15 protein-coding genes are annotated in these 17,649 nt (G+C 36.4%); 13 read left to right on the top strand and 2 right to left on the bottom strand.

Going from position 1 to position 17,649, the window contains the following annotated elements:
• Positions 1–19: 19 nt before the first annotated feature.
• Positions 20–517 (bottom strand): GNAT family N-acetyltransferase, encoded by a 498-nt coding sequence (locus B5V89_RS00625; RefSeq protein WP_108070027.1) that lies wholly within the window; start codon positions 515–517, stop codon positions 20–22.
• Positions 518–719: 202 nt separating this feature from the next.
• Here B5V89_RS00625 and htpG point away from each other — a divergent pair, with 202 nt between their 5' ends.
• From htpG to B5V89_RS00665, 8 genes are all read left to right on the top strand, one after another.
• Complete coding sequence (gene htpG, locus B5V89_RS00630; protein WP_108070029.1) at positions 720–2,597, top strand: molecular chaperone HtpG; 1,878 nt, start codon at positions 720–722, stop codon at positions 2,595–2,597.
• 488 nt (positions 2,598–3,085) lie between these two features.
• The gene (locus tag B5V89_RS00635; RefSeq protein WP_108070031.1) at positions 3,086–3,763 is read left to right on the top strand and encodes a PspA/IM30 family protein; all 678 of its coding nucleotides are present in this window, start codon (positions 3,086–3,088) and stop codon (positions 3,761–3,763) included.
• Positions 3,764–3,860: 97 nt separating this feature from the next.
• On the top strand, positions 3,861–4,889 hold the full coding sequence (locus B5V89_RS00640) for a TFIIB-type zinc ribbon-containing protein (RefSeq protein ID WP_108070033.1): 1,029 nt from the start codon (positions 3,861–3,863) through the stop codon (positions 4,887–4,889).
• Complete coding sequence (locus tag B5V89_RS00645; RefSeq protein WP_244913423.1) at positions 4,886–5,674, top strand: TPM domain-containing protein; 789 nt, start codon at positions 4,886–4,888, stop codon at positions 5,672–5,674. Before B5V89_RS00640 ends, B5V89_RS00645 begins: the two co-directional genes overlap by 4 nt.
• Before the next feature lie 34 nt (positions 5,675–5,708).
• Positions 5,709–6,686, top strand: coding sequence for an SPFH domain-containing protein (locus B5V89_RS00650; protein ID WP_108070035.1), 978 nt, complete (start codon positions 5,709–5,711; stop codon positions 6,684–6,686).
• Positions 6,687–6,841: 155 nt separating this feature from the next.
• Positions 6,842–8,212, top strand: a complete 1,371-nt coding sequence (gene rlmD, locus B5V89_RS00655; protein WP_108070037.1) for a 23S rRNA (uracil(1939)-C(5))-methyltransferase RlmD — start codon at positions 6,842–6,844, stop codon at positions 8,210–8,212.
• A gap of 465 nt (positions 8,213–8,677) precedes the next feature.
• Positions 8,678–8,938 (top strand): hypothetical protein, encoded by a 261-nt coding sequence (locus B5V89_RS00660; RefSeq protein ID WP_066229970.1) that lies wholly within the window; start codon positions 8,678–8,680, stop codon positions 8,936–8,938.
• A gap of 442 nt (positions 8,939–9,380) precedes the next feature.
• The gene (locus B5V89_RS00665; RefSeq protein WP_066229972.1) at positions 9,381–10,397 is read left to right on the top strand and encodes a transglutaminase-like domain-containing protein; all 1,017 of its coding nucleotides are present in this window, start codon (positions 9,381–9,383) and stop codon (positions 10,395–10,397) included.
• A gap of 694 nt (positions 10,398–11,091) precedes the next feature.
• Here the strand turns inward: B5V89_RS00665 and B5V89_RS00675 are convergent.
• Positions 11,092–11,661 carry a Uma2 family endonuclease gene (locus B5V89_RS00675; protein ID WP_107920422.1) on the bottom strand — a complete coding sequence of 190 codons (570 nt, stop codon included), beginning with the start codon at positions 11,659–11,661 and terminating at the stop codon, positions 11,092–11,094.
• Positions 11,662–11,994: 333 nt separating this feature from the next.
• Between B5V89_RS00675 and B5V89_RS00680 the strand changes: the two genes are divergently transcribed.
• From B5V89_RS00680 to B5V89_RS00700, 5 genes are all read left to right on the top strand, one after another.
• Positions 11,995–12,978, top strand: a complete 984-nt coding sequence (locus B5V89_RS00680; protein ID WP_066229982.1) for a LacI family DNA-binding transcriptional regulator — start codon at positions 11,995–11,997, stop codon at positions 12,976–12,978.
• Between the two features lie 150 nt (positions 12,979–13,128).
• Complete coding sequence (locus B5V89_RS00685; protein ID WP_066229985.1) at positions 13,129–14,370, top strand: MFS transporter; 1,242 nt, start codon at positions 13,129–13,131, stop codon at positions 14,368–14,370.
• Between the two features lie 72 nt (positions 14,371–14,442).
• Positions 14,443–15,852 carry a glycoside hydrolase family 32 protein gene (locus B5V89_RS00690; RefSeq protein WP_066229993.1) on the top strand — a complete coding sequence of 470 codons (1,410 nt, stop codon included), beginning with the start codon at positions 14,443–14,445 and terminating at the stop codon, positions 15,850–15,852.
• 52 nt (positions 15,853–15,904) lie between these two features.
• Complete coding sequence (locus B5V89_RS00695) at positions 15,905–16,900, top strand: carbohydrate kinase family protein (protein WP_108070039.1); 996 nt, start codon at positions 15,905–15,907, stop codon at positions 16,898–16,900.
• Between the two features lie 141 nt (positions 16,901–17,041).
• Positions 17,042–17,344 carry a hypothetical protein gene (locus B5V89_RS00700; RefSeq protein ID WP_244913424.1) on the top strand — a complete coding sequence of 101 codons (303 nt, stop codon included), beginning with the start codon at positions 17,042–17,044 and terminating at the stop codon, positions 17,342–17,344.
• The last annotated feature ends 305 nt before the right edge of the window (positions 17,345–17,649 follow it).

Below are 17,649 nucleotides of genomic sequence, written 5' to 3' on the forward strand. Positions count from 1 at the left end.
TAGAACTTTTTACAATACCCTATTTAAGCAATTTATAAAGATAGTACTCATTAACCGGTTTTCCATCAATGATTAAAGAATGAACCTTTTCTCCCTCAATAATAAAGCCCATTTTTCGATATAAATTAACAGCTTTAACATTATCTTTTATGACGGATAGTTCTAGTCTTGTAAACCTTTTTTCTTTTGCCCATGCAAACAAGCTTTCGAAAAGACGGGAGGCAACACCACGTCCTCGATAATTTTCTTTAACACCTAATACTAGATTTGCTGAATGTCTAGTCCGTTTTACGCTTCCTCCAATTGCAACTATATACCCAATGAGCTTTTCGTCGTCCTCTGCAACTAAAATGATCGAACGGTCATCATTTAAAAAGTTTTCGATTCTTTTTTCTTCTTTCTCAAGATCGATGACTCGTTCACCCGGTTCATAAAGCATAAATCCAGATTCATCAATTTCTTTACATAGCTGTGCAAATGCAAGTGCATCAGTTTGCTGTATAACTCTTATATTCATTCATCTCAACTCTTTCAATAGTGATTACCGAAAAGGTTTCGTTAGGAGGGCCAAAAATTCCTTCTTTAAGACCAAAGAATTAACCCTCCAATAAATTGACAGTAACCAATCATTTATGTTATTAAAATAATGTAGTTAGCACTCTTCGTGTTAGAGTGCTAAAATGAAAGATAGAGTATTTAATTTGGAAGGAGATACGAAAATGGCAAAGAAGGAATTTAAAGCAGAGTCGAAACGACTGTTAGAAATGATGATCAACTCCATTTATTCTCAAAAAGAAATCTTCTTAAGAGAATTGATTTCTAATGCTAGTGATGCGATCGATAAAATTTATTACAAAGCATTAACAGATGATTCATTACGTTTTGATAAAGACAGCTATTTTATTAAAATCGATGCTGATAAAGAAAATAGAACATTAAAAATCTCTGATACTGGGATTGGGATGACAAAGGAAGAGCTAGAAAACAACCTTGGAACGATTGCGAAAAGTGGATCCCTCGCATTCAAAAATGAAAATGAATCAAAAGATGGCCATGATATCATTGGTCAATTTGGTGTCGGCTTCTACTCCGCGTTTATGGTTGCCGACGAGCTAACCGTTATCAGTAAAGCACTAGGCAGTGATGAGGCATACAAATGGGAATCAAGAGGTGCCGATGGGTACAGCATTGAGCCATGTGATAAAGATTCCGTTGGTACTGAAATCACTCTGAAAATTAAAGAGAACACGGAAGATGAACAGTATGACGAATATTTAGATGAATATCGCTTAAAAGCCATCATCAAGAAATATTCCGATTTTATCCGCTACCCAATCAAAATGGAAGTAACAAGCAGCAAGCTAAAAGAAGGCAGCGAAAACGAATATGAAGAGTTCAAAGAGGAACAAACCATTAATAGCATGGTTCCGATTTGGAGAAAAAATAAAAGCGAGCTAACACCTGAAGATTATGACAATTTTTATCAAGAAAAACGTTATGGCTTCGATAAACCGTTAAAACATATTCATATTAAAGTCGATGGGACAGTAAGATACAATGCGATTTTATTTATTCCGGAAAATATTCCTTTCGATTATTACTCGAAAGAATTTGAAAAAGGACTAGAGCTTTATTCAAATGGCGTGTTAATTATGGAAAAATGCTCTGACCTGCTTCCTGATTACTTTAGCTTTGTAAAAGGAATGGTTGATTCAGAAGATTTATCTTTAAACATTTCACGTGAAATCTTACAACAAGATAAACAATTGAAATTCATTGCGAAAAACATTAAGAGCAAAATTAAACGTGAATTGGAAAGTCTGTTAAAAGACGACCGTGAAAAATATGAAAAGTTCTATAACTCGTTTGGCAGACAATTGAAATTTGGCGTTTACAACGATTTTGGCCAAGATAAAGACGTGTTGCAAGACTTAATCATGTTCTATTCATCAAAAGAGAAGAAACTAGTTACTTTAGATGAATATGTATCAAGAATGCCTGAAGATCAAAAATACATTTATTATGCAACAGGCGACTCAATCGATCGAATCGACAAACTGCCGCAAACAGAACTTGTCTCTGAAAAAGGATATGAAATTCTTTACTTCACTGATGATGTTGATGAATTCGCAATCAAAATGCTTATGAAATATAAAGAAAAAGAATTCAAATCCGTTTCTAGTGGTGACTTAGGCATTGAAGAAGAAAGTGAAAAACAAACAGAATCTGAAGAGAAAGAAAGCAAAGAACTTTTCGATTATATGAAAGAAGTATTAGCTGACAAAGTGAAAAATGTCAGAGCTTCTAAGCGCTTGAAATCACACCCTGTTTGTTTAACAGCTGAAGGCGAAGTATCCATCGAAATGGAAAAAGTTCTAAACGCAATGCCAAATAATCAGCAAGTAAAAGCAGATAAAGTGTTAGAAATCAATGTGAATCATGAAGTGTTTGAATCATTGAAAGCAGCTTTCGAACAGGACAAGGACAAAGTAAAACTATTCACGAACCTTTTATACAATCAAGCCTTGTTAATTGAAGGTTTACCGATCAACGATCCGGTTGAGTTTACGAATGATATTTGTAAAGTAATGGTATAAAGGAAAAGGGTTGTCTGAACAAAAAGTGTCAGACAACCCTTTGTTTTTTTAGGACTAATTGTTAGGAATTACTATGATTTATTTACTATCAGTTTTAAATTAAAATATCTTCTTTTGTGACAAATTGGGTCATATTTCTACAAAACTATTAATCAAACGTTTGATTAAATTGGGCAATGCCATGATATAACTGGGATTAGATAATTAATCAATCGTTTGATTAAAACATCTTTTCGTAGTTTTGGTATATAAAGATGAAAGTTAATTTCAAGTTTGTAAAGTTTCGTAATCGTTTTGTCCAAGTGAAAAAATGAAACTTTTTTTAAAGAAACTCAGTATATAGTATTAATAAAAGTTTTATCTGTTCTTTATGAAGATGGTATTGCATAGGTAAAGGATAGAGTGCAGATTATGTAAAGCAATCAGCTATGATAGTAGATAGTGAAATTTTAAAATTGATGATAAAGAATAAGGAGGAATCACATAAGATGAGTATTATTACAAGATTTAAAGATATTATGTCCAGCAATATTAACGCATTATTAGATAAGGCGGAAAATCCAGAGAAAATGATCGATCAATATTTAAGAAATTTAAATAGGGATTTAGGAAAGGTAAAATCAGAAACGGCGTCAGTTATGGCGGAAGAGCAGCGGTCAAAAAGGGCGTTGACTGAGTGTCAGGATGAAATGGAGAAGATGGAACGTTATGCTGTAAAAGCATTAGAAGCGGGTAATGAAGGCGATGCGAGAAAGTTTCTAGAAAAGAAGGGTTCATTAGGAACGAAATTTACGGAACTACAAGCCTCTTATCAATTGGCATCTTCTAATTCACTGCAGATGAAGCAGATGCACGATAAACTTGTTGCAGATATTGGTGAACTAGAATCAAGAAGAAGTATGTTAAAGGCAAAATGGTCAGTTGCTAAAACACAAGAACGGATAAATAAGCTAGGGTCATCCGCGGCAGATTCTGGCCATTCAATTTCAGCTTTTGGACGAATGGAAGAGAAAGTGAATCGTGCTTTAGATGAAGCGAATGCGATGGCTGAATTGAATGCTGGTCCAAAGGATGATATTGAGGATTTAACCGCTAAATACGACGATTCTCCCAATGTAGATAATGAATTAGCTGCGTTGAAGGAGAGAATAAAGAATAATGGATAACTCCTTTTTGGAGAGGGATTGACTCAAAACGGTTTTATCCAGTGCTTAACAACTATCCATTATAACCTTTGCTTGATAAATACGAGGTGAGTAAAACGTGATACTTCATTATAAATGCCCGAGCTGTGGCAGTGACATGGGGTTTGACAGTGAATCCGGAAAATTGTCCTGTGAAAGCTGTGGGAACCAAGAAACAATTGAAAATTACCCAGAAGAACTAATCGAATCAAGATTTTCCGAAGACGAGGCAAAGGAATACCATTGTGAGAATTGTGGAGCGGTGTTAATTACCGAAACAGAAACTGTAGCGACAAGCTGCAGTTTTTGCGGTGCTGGTGTAGTTATAGCAGATCGCTTATCAGGTCATCTTGCACCGGCAAAGGTTATTCCGTTTACAATTAGTAAGGAAGAGGCTAGAGAAGCTTTTAAGAAATGGTGCAGAAAAGGGCTACTTACTCCTAAAGGATTTATGAACGCGGATCGAATTAAAAGTATCACAGGAATGTATGTGCCATTTTGGCTATTTGACTTAAATAGTAAGGTGCAAGTTGATGCAGTTTGTACGAAGGTCCGAACATATACAAGAGGAGACTATATTTATACGGAAACGAAATATTATGATGCTTTTCGAGATTTGAATCTTGATTATGTAAAAATCCCTGTTGATGCGTCTGAGAAAATGAATGATGAGTTAATGGATAAGCTGGAGCCTTATCCATATGAGCAGCTAAAGGATTTTAAAACCCCATACTTAGCGGGTTATATTGCTGAAAGATATAATTATTCGGATGAAGAATTGCTTCCTCGGGCGAAGGATAAAATTAGCGGATATATTGACTCTTATGTTAGTTCTACTTTTTCCGGCTATCATTCCGTAAGCTATAGAAATAAGCAAGTTGATACGAGAAATGTGAAAAGTGATTATGTGCTTCTCCCTGTATGGATGGTCAGCTATGATTATAATAAATCCGAGCATACTTTTGCGATGAATGGACAGACAGGAAAAGTCGTTGGAAAACCACCTACTAGTAAGGGGAAAGTGGCTATGTGGTTTGGCGGAATTGCCAGCGGCACCTTTCTTGCCTTAAAATGCTTCTCCTTATTTATGGGAGGTGGCTTTTGGTGAGTAAAGCGAGAAAAATTGGCCATTTCTTTATGTTATTGTCCATCATTTTTGTGTTATTTTTACCTAGAATAACAGCGCAGGCTGAATCGCTTAATCAAAAACAATTCGTGTATGATGATGCAAAATTGTTAACGAAAGAAGAAAAGGCAGAGTTAGAGGCATTATCGAGTAAATTGAGCAAGGAAAGAAACACAGCTTTTCTCATCATCACTGTCAATGGAACAGAAGGAAAAAACTTCGTTCAATACGTGGAGGACTTTTACGATGAAAAAGCCCCGGGGTATGATAAGCCTCATGGAAATACAGCAATATTATTCATTGATATGAAAAATAGAGATGTGCATATAGCGGGATATAAAAAGGCAGAAGATTATTTAGACAATAAGCGCATTGATTTAGTTCTTGATAAAATAACTCCAGATCTATCAAATGGTGATTATTTTCATGCATTCTCAAAATTTATAACTCTTTCACATGAGTACATGGGATACAGGCCGGGGATTAGTCCAGACAATTTAGTGTTTAAGTGGTGGTTTCAGTTACTCATCGCTATAGGTGTTGCTGGGCTTATCGTTGGTTTAATGGCCTATAGATCAGGAGGAAGAGTTACTGTAAATTCACATACGTATTTGAATAGTAATCAATCGAGAATCATTAATAAGTCTGATCGTTTTGTTAGACAAACCGTGACCAAACAGAAAAAACCATCTAATAATAATAACAGTGGTGGAGGCGGAATTTCCAGAGGGGGCCATTCTCATAGTGGCAGCAGTGGCAAGTTTTAACTATGTAATAAAAGTAGAAAGGAGCAGATGCTAGGTGTCTATTTTTAGAAACCAATTTGCTAATGTAGTAGAATGGGAAGAATTCAGAGATGATATGATTTTCTATAAATGGAGAAATCGTGAAATTAAGAAGGGAAGTCGATTAATCATTCGTCCGGGCCAAGATGCGATTTTCCTAAACAATGGAAAAATTGAAGGTGTATTTAAGGATGAAGGCGAATACGATATCGAATCGCAAATCATTCCGTTCTTATCGACCTTGAAGGGATTTAAGTTCGGCTTTAACAGTGGCATGCGGGTGGAAGTCCTTTTTATAAACACGAAGGAATTTAATGTAAAATGGGGAACCAAAAATGCGATTAATATGCCTGCACCAGGGCTTCCAGGCGGAATTCCAATCCGTGCGAATGGCACATTTAATTTTAAGGTAAACGATTATACTGCCTTAATCGATAAAATCGCTGGTGTAAAGGAACAATACTTAGTAGAAGATGTGAGGACACGAATCACGTCCATCCTTGATCAGTTATTCATGAAATGGATCGCAAGGGAAGGTAAGGATATGTTCAACCTTCAGGCCAACTCCTTTGAAATTTCAAAAGGGATTCAAGAGGACTTAGATATGCAGCTCATTGATATCGGCTTATCAATAACCGGTTTCAACGTCATGAGTTTCAATTATCCAAAAGAAATTCAAGATATGATTACAAAAAATGCGTCATTTGGAATGGTTGGAAATGTCGATCGTTATCAGCAAATTTCGATGATTGATGGGATGGCATCTGGTAAAATGTCCGGGAGCGGGACAGCATCAGATATGGCTGGAATGATGATGGGAATGAATGTTGCAAATCAAATGATGAACCAGATGAATCAAAATCAGCCTAATCAAGCTCCTTCACAGCCACAGGCGCAGGCAGATGGGCAAAAGAAACCAAACTTCTGCCCGAATTGCGGAACCAAAACGGGGGAGGCAAATTTCTGTCCGAACTGTGGTCAGAAGCTTATATAACAAAACCGCTTATGATAAACCAGTTTTTCTTTTTTTAGAAATCTGGTTTGTTTTTTTGTAAAGGATATTCCTCGTCCTATGACTTCGCAAAGAAAACAATAGTGTGATACAATCGTTTCATTATATAAATCGGTACAAAGTAAAGGAAGAAACACATGAAAATTCAGCTACCCGTTCAAAAAAATGATTATATAGATGTCACGTTTGTTGATTTAACCCATGACGGAAATGGCGTGGCCAAGGTCGATGGCTACCCAATCTTTGTCCCCAATACTTTGCCGGGTGAAAAAGCAAAGGTAAAAGTGATAAAAGTAAATAAAGGCTACGGCTTCGGACGTTTAATCGAATTGTATGAAGCAAGCCCTTACAGAGTCGAACCGGACTGCCCAATTTATAAGGAGTGTGGCGGATGCCAGCTCCAACACTTAAGCTATTCAGGTCAGTTGAAAGCAAAGCGCAAACAAGTACAGGACGTTCTACAAAGAATCGGAAAGCTCGAAGATGTCGTTGTTCACCCTGTTCTCGGAATGGAGGATCCATGGCGCTACCGCAATAAAGCGCAAGTTCCAGTAGGTGAACGAGAAGGCGGACTCATCGTTGGGTTTTATCAAAACCGCAGCCATGACATTATTAACATGGAAGCCTGCTTCATCCAGCAGGAAAAAAATGATGTAGTCGTTCAAACGGTAAAAGAAATTTGTGACCGCTACGGAGTCCGCGCGTACAACGAACAAACACATAAAGGAACACTACGCCATATTATGGCGCGCTATGGTATGAAAACAGGCGAAATTATGATTGTCCTCATTACCCGTACGGCAGAACTTCCAAATAAGAAATCTATCATTGAAGAAATCATAGCTAAGCTGCCTGATGTGAAATCCATCGTCCAAAATATTAATCCGAAACGAACAAACGTCATCTTTGGCGATGAAACAAAAGTACTCTGGGGAGAAGAAGTAATTTACGATTATATCGGCAACATCAAATTCGCCATTTCAGCTAGATCTTTTTACCAAGTAAATCCTGAACAAACGAAGGTCCTATATGACCAAGCATTAAAATATGCCAACCTAACCGGCGAGGAGACCGTCATTGACGCATATTGCGGCATCGGTACAATCTCACTCTTCCTTACGGAAAAAGCAAAAAAAGTATACGGGGTTGAAATCGTCCCTGAAGCCATCGAAGACGCCAAGCGAAACGCTGAACTCAATGGAATTTCAAATGTGGAGTTTGCTGTTGGCGAGGCTGAGAAAGTGATACCAAAGTGGTATGAAGATGGAATCATTGCAGATGTATTAGTCGTTGATCCACCACGAAAAGGCTGTGACGAAACCTTGTTGCAAACGATTATTGATATGAAACCGAAGAAGGTTGTGTATGTTTCATGTAATCCTGCGACATTAGCAAGGGATTTGCGAGTGTTGGAGGATGGCGGGTATCGGACGGTTGAAGTGCAGCCGGTGGATATGTTTCCGCAGACGACACATGTTGAGTGCGTTGCAAAATTAATACTAATGTAAATTAAAAGAGCCAAGCCTATATGGCTCTTTTAATTTTGAGCTGTCTTTGCCTATGAAATTAAAATTAGGGACTACATCGTGTAGAACAAATTGGGAAGCAAAAAAATTCGGGCCGTGCTAAGCATCAATAAAAAGGTGACAATGTTTTATGATAATATGGAATTAATAGTTTTGTTAGGAAGAGTGATCTAGATATTACACTAAATTAAATAAGGAAAAGAGACGATTTAAATTAAAAAATATAAAGTTGAGTGGGTGGTATTCAACGCCTACAATCTTCCTTCTAACTATTTAAAAAGAGTCTATCCTAGCATATGCGAGGGAAGAGGCGGAGAAGGGCAATGGAAGAGGCTAAAATGGTTTAAAAAGTGTTCTTACAGAGGCATGTATGTTATCTGGAGCAAACCTAGTGTTAGAATAAAAAAATAATGAAATAATATCACTTATGAATGGAGGCGCATGTGAATGAAATGGTCTGAAGTACGTCAACATTTTCCGGAACGGTGTGTCTTAGTAGAAGCTTTAAAATCAAAAACAAGAGGAAAAGAAAGAATCATCGAAGAGATGTCAGTAATTGATGACTTTGAAAACGGCAATGCAGCATGGAAAGTGTATAAAAAACTGCATTCTGAAAATCAAAACCGCGAATTATATATCTTTCACACCAATAACGAAGAAATAAAGGTAATCGAGCGGTCATATATAGGAGTGCGTAGAAGAGTATGAAACTTCAAATGGATAATCACTATACGGACTATATGGGGGTTCAGCGCTATTTGAAGACACCCTAGCGTTGGGTAAGATTTTAATATCAGGCTGTAATATCCTTTAATTGCAAGTAGTTCAGTTTTGGAGTACAAAATGAAAATTAGTACTTCAAATTGGACTACTTTTTTTGTATGCCTTCGATATACAATTCAACACACATATTGGTATAATTTTGTGGCAAAAGTTGATTAAATGTTAGAATTTTAGAATAACTATGTATCCTTAAATATGAAGTTATCATTTAACAACTCAGAACAACAAAATGACCAATAAAAGTATAAATATAAAGGGGGCGGTTAATTATGCTAAATCTAAAACAACTAACTGGGGTTAAAAAGATTTGAACGGACGTATCATACCCCTATAAACTACCGACGTTCTAAAAAAACGGAGGACTTAAATGGTAAGTTATGTGAATGAAATTGAACAATTAATCAATGGTAAAGTTTCTGATGTCAAAAAATCAGCTTCAAAGGTTAATCAGGCAAGGAATCAAGATAAGTGGGAAGGCACTCAAATTGAACAAATATTTAAACAACGAACCTATTGCCATCCCAAAGCTGATATTATTGTAGATTTAATTAGACAAATTCCTAGCCAATATGATAATCAGCAAAAAGTATATTGGATATTCAATTGGCTGGTATCGAATATTAATTATAGCCGTCTAAAGCAGCCCCATTTTCCATTAGTACGAACAGATGTTGACACACTTTCATTAAGGGAAGGGACCTGTGGGGATTTTTCAAATTTATTCGTTTCTTGTATGCTTCATTTGGATATTCCAACAAAATATGTTCGAGTTAAACGAGATGTTTATAATGACGAACAGGACCATATATGTGCAGCTTTTTTTGACGGGGACCGTTGGATGTTAGTTGACCCAACGCCATCCTACGGGCTTATAAATGGTTGGGATATTCGCCATAAGGAAATTGAATTAATAGAACCTGAAAAACATTGGGAAGAGTTACAAAATGAAGAATACCAATGGTTTTCAATTGCAATGAACAAATATAATGATGCTGCAATTTCTGGAATACTCTTTGCCCCGTGGATTCACGAATCAATTATTCATACTACCAAGGACCAGACAAAAACGGTATTCTTTTTATTAACTTTTGATAAAAACTATAATTGGAAACTATGGGTAACTTATCACGAGCAATCTGCACGGAAAAGGAGCTGTCCTATCCGATTGCGTTCAACTAAGAAAGGGGTTTATGAATGGGACGAGTGTTTAGATGATACACTTGAAGTATGGGATGAAAACCGTTGGGAATCGAAAGGTTTTTTACTAGAAGGTGATTTATCCAGAAATAGCCTTCTAAAAACCGTAATAAAGGAAATAAGAATGGTAGAGCCCTCAATATTAGAAATAATTTATTTTATTGAAGATAGGGCAAATCAAAAATAAATTTAAAATTACCCAATATGTGAAAACGCTTGGAAACCAAACCCTCTTTAATCATTTAGAGTAAATAATTCGTTAAAACCAAATTATTATTGATAGTAACCTTAGTGTGACCTGCACCATCACCTTCTTAAAACAGATGATAGGGTGGAGATGAAGTTTTTACTACATTTCCGACCTATTTTTTTGCCCATATATAGCTTGCATAGATTGGTAGAAATTATTATCCATTTAATTTCTAATAATTTGTTCCTTAATATGCATACTTCCATACTAAACATTAATAATGATGAGCTTGCGGTAACGAATTTTTCGGATAAATTGGCCGAAGGATCTAAAGTAGTGATCGTTGACAGTAAAACAGGTAAAACACTGAACAGCTTTGAGACGAAACATCCAGTAGAAAAATTGTCTTATATTCAACAAAAATTTTATACCGTTGATAATACCGATAACACGATAAGTATTTATGACAATCATGGAAAAGAGCTGAAAACCATAAATGCACCCACAATGGTGATAAATTTTCTCCTTGTACATTAAATTTTTCGGTCTCAAAACAGATTCGTTGATATGATTTTCACTAATTCATCAGTTGCCCACATTGCTTGTAAGTAAGATAATATATGCAACGTAAGAAAAGAGCCTTTCCATAAGGAGTGGCTCTTAAATATTAGGAGAGTCAAATTAAAGTTATCTATGCAAATATTCGATTTAGGTCTAATTTAAAATCGGGAAAAAGATTAACTGAAATTGTATCATCTTTTGTAAAGACTCCCTGAAACTTGTATTGAGCATCGATTAAAAGATGTATTTCTACAGAATTGTTAACCGGGTCAACAATCCAGTATTCGTGTACACCTGCTTTTTCGTAAAGTTGATATTTCTTCCAACGATCTAACTTAACAGATGAAGGTGAAAGGATTTCGATAATCATATCCGGAGCCCCTTTACACCCCTTATCATCAAGCTTTTCTTTATCGCACACAATTGATAAATCGGGTTGAACAACATTATTTATATCATCGTCTCGTTTGTTATCTGCCAAAAGCCGTACGTCGAATGGCGCGAAAAAAACTTCACAATCTTTTTCTCGCAGGAAAACTGAAAAAGCTGTAGATAATTCCCTGAGAACCTGTTGATGCCTGCGTGAAGGGATAGGAGACATATTAAAAATTTTTCCATCAATTAACTCAAGCCTTTCACCTTCATTCCATGTTAGATAATCGGCATATGAATATTTCTCTTTTTCGTTCGGAATGGCCATTAAAACATTCCTTTCAACTTATACTTACCCATATTTTATCATAATCGAAAACCTTACACATCTTTCCGTATTACGATCAGGTGCAGGAGTTAAACGTTTGGATTTTATCGTTTTTTTACCTATTATTCTACTGCCTTACGTTGGAATCCTTATTTTAGATATTTCGCACGAAAAATCAATAAATATAAAACTATTGGAAAGTACGTTCCGGATTTTATAATGTAATATATTGGATTGGTTATCATTGGGTATGTTGGTAATAGGGTGGGCGAATATTCTTTTATGATATAATATAATTGGTTGATTTTTGTAGAGATTGCAGGGGGACTTATAATGAAGCCTAAAATTGAAGACGTGGCAAAATTAGCTGGGGTTTCACCAACTACAGTATCACGTGTTTTAAATAATCGCGGTTACATAAGTAATGAAACAAGAGATAAAGTGCAAAAAGCGATGAATGAACTCAACTATTTTCCTAACGATGTTGCACGTACATTATTCAATAAACGTTCAAACTTAATTGGCTTAATTTTGCCAACAACATCCAATCCTTTTTTTGGTGAACTTACTTTCCATTTAGAGAACATTTGTGCATCTTTGGGATATAAAGTGTTACTTTGTAACAGTTTAAACCAGATTGATAAGGAAGAAAAATATTTAGAGATGTTATTGAGAAATCAAGTGGATGGAATTATCGTTGGCACACATAATCGAGGTATTTTAGATTACCACAAGCAGGGTTTAGCAGTTGTTGCTATTGACCGTTATCTCTCAGAAACGATTCCTGTTGTAAGCTCTGATAATTATGAGGGTGGGAAAATGGCGACCGATCTACTAATTGAAGATGGTTGTAAGTGTATTGCTCTGATAGATGGAGTGGGGGAATTAGAAACACCAGCAAGATTAAGAAGAAAAGCGTATGTAGATTTGATGGAGGAGTACGGAAGGGCCCCCATTATTTATGAAATTCCGGAAGTATTTGATAAGAAAAGCCAGCAGGATGTCATTAGCAGATTGTTTCATGAGTGTCCGGAGGTCGACGGCGTTTTTGCAACAAACGATATATTTGCCGCATCCTTTATAAATGAAGCCACAAGCCGAGGAAAAAATGTACCAGGCGATGTGAAGGTTGTGGGTTATGACGGAACGGAAACAGCTCAAATTTTATTGCCTCAATTAACAACTATTAAGCAGCCTATTGAATTAATCGCCAAAACAGCGATCGATATCTTACTAAAAGAAATAGAAAGAGAATTTACTGATTTTCCACTAGAAACACGGCTCCCTGTTAAATTATCAAAAGGGACATCAGCGTAAAGACATTGCTTATTGCAGTGTTTTTTATTTTTTTTATATGTCAACGGGTTGACATATGAAAGCGGTTGACATATAATCTCCTTGAAAGTGCTTTCACCTAAACTATTTTTTTAAAAATAATTTAGACCCTACTATACGAGGAGAATGAACATGAAGGAATCAAAAACTCTCTATTGGAAGTTAAGTGCTTATTTTTTCTTTTTCTTTTTTACTTGGTCATCTAGTTACTCTTTGTTTTCCATTTGGTTAGGGCAAGAGATGAAATTAAGCGGGACAGAGACAGGTATCATCTTTTCTGCGAACGCAATCTTTGCATTATGTATGCAGCCGCTTTATGGTTATATCTCTGACAAAATAGGTTTAAAGAAAAATATCTTGTTCTTTATCAGTATTTTACTAGTACTTGTCGGGCCATTTTATATTTATGTTTATGGACCGCTGTTACAATATAATGTTCTATTAGGTGCAATTGTTGGAGGACTTTACTTAGGAATCGCCTTTCTCGCGGGGATTGGTGCAATCGAATCATATGTTGAAAAAATCGGCCGTAAATATGGTTTTGAATACGGGAAATCAAGAATGTGGGGTTCACTTGGCTGGGCGGCTGCTACCTTCTTTGCAGGACAACTGTTTAATGTCAATCCGAATATTAACTTTTGGGTTGCCTCTATTTCGGCGGTTATACTAGTAGGTATTATCATCTCTGTAAAGGTAGAGATCACAAATCAGGAAATAGAGAGAGCCGAGTCCATTACATTGAAGGATGCCGGACAGCTCTTTTTTTTAAAAGATTTTTGGTTCTTCATGCTGTATGTTATTGGGGTTACCTGTATTTACGGTGTTTATGATCAACAATTCCCTGTATACTATTCATCGTTATTCCCGAATGAGGCAATGGGAAATCAAGTCTTTGGATATTTAAATTCATTCCAAGTATTTTTAGAAGCAGGCATGATGTTCCTTGCCCCATTTATCGTTAATAAACTAGGTGCGAAGAACAGTTTAATTTTGGCGGGATTTTTAATGGCCATAAGAATTATCGGTTCAGGACTTGTTGTTGGACCAATTGGAATTTCATCTATGAAATTAATCCATGCGGTTGAATTACCAATTATGCTAATTGCTATTTTTAAATATTTAGCCGCTAATTTTGATACACGTTTATCTTCTGTATTGTATTTAGTAGGATTCCAATTTGCTAAACAGGTTGGTGAATCGATTCTTTCACCAATTGCTGGCCGATTATATGATAGTATTGGTTTTCGTCAGACCTATCTCACACTGGGTGTGGTTGTCCTAACCTTTACCATTATTTCAATTTTTACTCTATTAAACTCTAAAAAAAACAAAAGAACTAATCAACCTGTAGGTATGTTAGAAGAAGTCGTGTAGGAGGTTTTGTAAGTGTTAACACAATCTAAAATTCAACAAGCAGAAGAAGCCCTTCAGAAGGCAAAGGTGAAAATGAATCATCGGTATCGATTAGGATACCATATCATGGCTCCTGCAAACTGGATTAACGATCCGAATGGTTTAATTCAGTACAAAGGGGAGTACCACGTGTTCTATCAACATCACCCATTTGATGAAAATTGGGGACCTATGCACTGGGGACACGTGAAGAGTAAGGATTTGGTCCACTGGGAACACCTGCCGATTGCCCTTACACCGACAGAAGACTATGAAAAAGATGGTTGCTTTTCAGGAAGTGCAGTAGATGATAATGGGGTATTAACCTTAATTTATACAGGGAATATCTTTGTTGATCGTGAAAAAGATATAGTTGATCAATCACAATGCATTGCGACAAGTGTAGATGGAATTCATTTTACAAAAGAAGCCGCCAATCCGGTGATTTCAAAGCACCCAAAGGAAGGATCCGGACATTTCCGGGATCCAAAAGTGTGGAGACATGGGGAGTACTGGTATATGGTTCTAGGCACTCGAAAAGGAAATACCGGTAAAGTGATTCTGTATAAATCAAAGGATTTAAGACAATGGGAGTATCTTGGTGTCTTGGCTGAAAGTGATGAAACCCTTGGGTATATGTGGGAATGTCCGGATTTTTTTGAACTCGACGGAAAATATGTCTTAATATTCTCGCCACAAGGTATGGAAGCAAAAGGAGATTTATATAATAATCTGTTTCAAACAGGTTACTTAATCGGTGAGTATGATTACGAAACAAATAAGTTCATACATGGTTCCTTCACTGAATTAGATCATGGGCATGATTTCTATGCTGTCCAAACACTCCTAGATGATAAAGGCCGCCGAATCGCGATTGGCTGGATGGATATGTGGGAATCAAATATGCCAACGAAGGAAGATGGCTGGTGTGGTGCATTAACACTGCCAAGGGAATTAACATTAGGAGAAAATATCGAAATCTTAATGAATCCTGTTGAGGAGTTAACTTTTTTACGTGAATTAAAGAATAGTGTATGTACCGATAAATCTTTCTCTGGAACTCATTTAGTTGAAACAAAAGAGGATCTAATTGAATTAAAGCTAGAATTTGACTTGACGAAAACCGCTGCTGAATCTGTTGGCTTGAAAATTCGTGGAATTAACCAAGAAGAGACTACATTACTGTATCAAATAGAAAATCAAAAGTTAACGCTCGATTGCACTAAGTCCGGTAAGGGTGAAGATGGGGTTAGACGAACAAAGGTCGAATCGAATCAGGTACTATCCTTACGAGTGTTTATTGATCGATCCTCTATAGAGGTATTTGTTAATGATGGTCAGGCAACGTTGACTAGCCGCATTTATCCCAAAGAGGAAAGATTAGGTATCGAACTATTTACTGAAAATGGCGATGCCCATGTAATTGATTTTACCTATTGGAAACTAAAGGATATATGGAGATAAAATACAAAGGAACAAGCGTTATGCGCTTGTTCCTTGTTTTGGGGTGAAAACATTGAAAAAAGTTTTTTGTATTGGTGAAACATTAATCGATTTTATTCCAGCTCAGAAAAATAAAACATTGAAAGAAGTCACCAGCTTTGAGCGAGTTGCCGGCGGGGCACCCATGAATGTTGCGATAGCTGTAGCGAAATATGGTGGCAACTCTGTCATGTTAACTAAAATAGCCAATGACCATTTTGGCGATTATATAATGGACATACTTAAGGAAAATGGAGTAGACACTTCATACTGTTTACGAAGCCATGAAGGCGAGACCGGGTTAGCGTTTGTTTCTGTGGATCAAAATGGGGAAAGAAGTTTTAATTTTTATCGGAAAAATGCCGCAGATTTATTGCTTTCACCAGAAGAGGTAAAGTCAGAATGGTTTCAGCCGGGGGACCTTCTCCACTTTTGTTCAGTTGATTTAATTGAAAGTCCGATAAAACTAACACATAAAAAGGTTATTGAAGATTTTAGGAGAATAGGCGGAATTGTGAGCTTTGATCCAAATGTCCGGCTTCCTTTATGGCCAGATGAAGAGAGCTGCCGCCGAACTATTCATGAATTTTTGCCGTTGGCCGATATAGTAAAGGTTTCTGATGAAGAATTGACTTTTATAACTGGGATTGAAACAGAAAATGAAGCAATCCAATCTCTTTTTACAGGAAATGTAAAAGTAGTGATTTATACAAAAGGAAGTAAGGGAGCTGTCATTTATTTGAAAAACGGAAATCACTATGAAGACAAGGGATTTAAAGTGACAGTAGCTGATACAACCGGCGCGGGTGATGCTTTTATCGGGGGATTCCTATCAGAATTACAATCACTAGACATAACGATTGAGAATCTTTGTGAAAAAGTTAGCGAAAACCATCAGCGAATCCTTGCATTTGCTAATGCAAGTGGGGCCCTAACTGCCTCCGTTAAAGGAGCCATTCATGCTGCTCCGGCCAAACATCATGTATTGAATTTCATCGCTACTCAACGGGATAAACAGTGTTTACAATGAAAAGATTTAGAGACTGGTAATGAAATTCTGGCGGCTGTTACCCATAAAATTTTTGCATAAGCTTTATAGCGCGATAACGACTGATGTAACAATACTGCCGAATCTGGTGTATTTTTAGACAATGCTGTGTGGATTGCTGTGGTGGCCTGTAATAGTGGTTCCCATTGGAAGGCCAATAAAGATGCAGCCGAAAAATATGGAACTGGTTGGGCAACAACCGCTGCTGCGGGTTACGTATCGGGTGCTGATCAATATGCAGGTGCTAGTTCTGTGGATAACCAAGCATTATTTGATGACTTATGTAATCCTCTCCAATCTCTAACAACATTTAAGCAATTATTATCCGGTACATCTGATAACAGCGATACAAATAACAACAACGATAACGGTAATACAAACAATACACCGCAAGAAGATCCTTATCAAACCGGGGCTGAGTTTTAGAGTATCGCTGTACTTGGAACAATATAAGTTGATCAACAACTTTCAAAAATAAAAACAAAAAAGCTATCACTTGATTAAATGTGATAGCTTTTTTGTACCTTTCTTGCAATTACGCTTTAAAAGAAATCATGTACAATAAAAAAGAAAGGGATAATATTGTTTTTTAGAGGGGAGATTTTATACGGAAAACATCTAAGAATAAAAATCAGAATAATGATAACCTTTTTAAAAGAAAGAATGATAGAGTAGTATTAAAATACAACTTTCATTAGGTTTAATGAGAATATTCGAGGGGGGAATGCGTT

This window comes from Heyndrickxia sporothermodurans, assembly GCF_003055045.1.
Classification (GTDB): domain Bacteria; phylum Bacillota; class Bacilli; order Bacillales; family Bacillaceae_C; genus Heyndrickxia; species Heyndrickxia sporothermodurans.